This window comes from Acinetobacter sp. YH12070 (assembly GCF_013419625.1).
Classification (GTDB): Bacteria; Pseudomonadota; Gammaproteobacteria; order Pseudomonadales; family Moraxellaceae; genus Acinetobacter; species Acinetobacter amyesii.
This window is the reverse complement of the sequence record NZ_VOZT01000139.1, coordinates 1-1,244: the sequence shown is the minus strand read 5'-3', so window position 1 is coordinate 1,244 and position 1,244 is coordinate 1. Positions and strand designations below refer to the sequence as shown.

General features: G+C 36.5%; 1 protein-coding gene. It reads left to right on the top strand.

Annotated elements, in window-relative coordinates:
• The first annotated feature begins 221 nt into the window (after positions 1–221).
• On the top strand, positions 222–1,208 hold the full coding sequence (locus FTU17_RS17325) for an IS110 family transposase (RefSeq protein WP_096911503.1): 987 nt from the start codon (positions 222–224) through the stop codon (positions 1,206–1,208).
• Positions 1,209–1,244: the final 36 nt, after the last annotated feature.

The window sequence follows — 1,244 nt, the reverse complement described above, 5'->3', positions numbered from 1 at the left end:
CTTGTATCTTGATTGATATAGTGATTAGCTACCACTATACGCAAATTGTAGAGTTTGGAGTGCTGCTAAAATCTTAAATTTGAACCTGAGATAAAACCTACAATTTGCCCTTATCCCTCATACAACTCTGAACGGTAACTAAGCACTTTGATGCTGTATTCACAAGGTAAGATGATGGTTAATGGGATAAAAATCATAGCTTAAACTCAAGGAATATCACCATGATTATGCTAGGTATTGATGTCAGTAAAACCAAAATAGATTGTTGCATTTTCCCTCAAGGTTTGACTGGAAAAAGAAAAAATAAAATATTTACTAATACAGAAAGTGGCTTTGGCAGTCTGCTCAAATGGCTCATCACTCTTAAAATTGAACCTGATCAAGTGACAGCAATCATGGAAGCGACTTCGGTTTATCACGAGAATTTGGGATATTATCTATATGATGCAGGTGTAAAGGTTTGTGTGGCTAATCCTTCACGAGTAAGAGCCTTTGCCAAAGGCATGTCCATGCTAAATAAAACGGATAAAGCTGATAGTGAAGCTCTTTCACGTTATGGTTACACCGCAAAGTTAATCATATGGCAGCCTGAACCTGAAAATGTCAGATTATTAAAAGCTTTACTAGGCAGACGAGATGTCTATCTAGGTAGTCTATTGCAGGAAAAGAATCGACTTGAAAAGGCGCAGTCCACTCATACCTCCGTTGTTGTGATTAAATTACTTGAAGAGAATATTGAGTATTTAAATCAGCAACTTGAACATATTGATAAGTTAATAAATAATCACATAGATCAAGATCCAACATTGAAACAGGATTTGAAATTACTGCAAACTATTCCTTCAATCGGTGAACGATCAGGCTTATTACTGTTGGGGTTATTTCATTCGCACAAGTTTGAAAAAGCAAGTCAAGCTGCTGCATATGTAGGTTTGGTTCCAGTACATCAGTTGTCTGGCAGTTCAGTCAACAAGCAAAGTCACTTATCAAAAGCAGGTGACAGTAAAATACGCTCAGTATTGTATATGTCGGCATTAACAGCGATTAAATATAATCCACACATTGAAGCTTTATATCAACGATTATTAAGCCAGGGTAAAAATAAAATGTGTGCTTTAGGTGCTGCAATGCGCAAGCTTATACATCTGTGTTATGGCGTTTTAAAACATCAGACTGCCTATCAAAGAGATTATTTAGTGGTCGAATAATCTCAAAACCTGATTGACTACCAAGACGGTATCTCA

Coding starts and splice junctions, on each gene's coding strand:
- FTU17_RS17325 (WP_096911503.1), top strand. CDS start 222: ATGATTATGCTAGGTATTGATGTCAGTAAAACCAAAATAGATTGTTGC.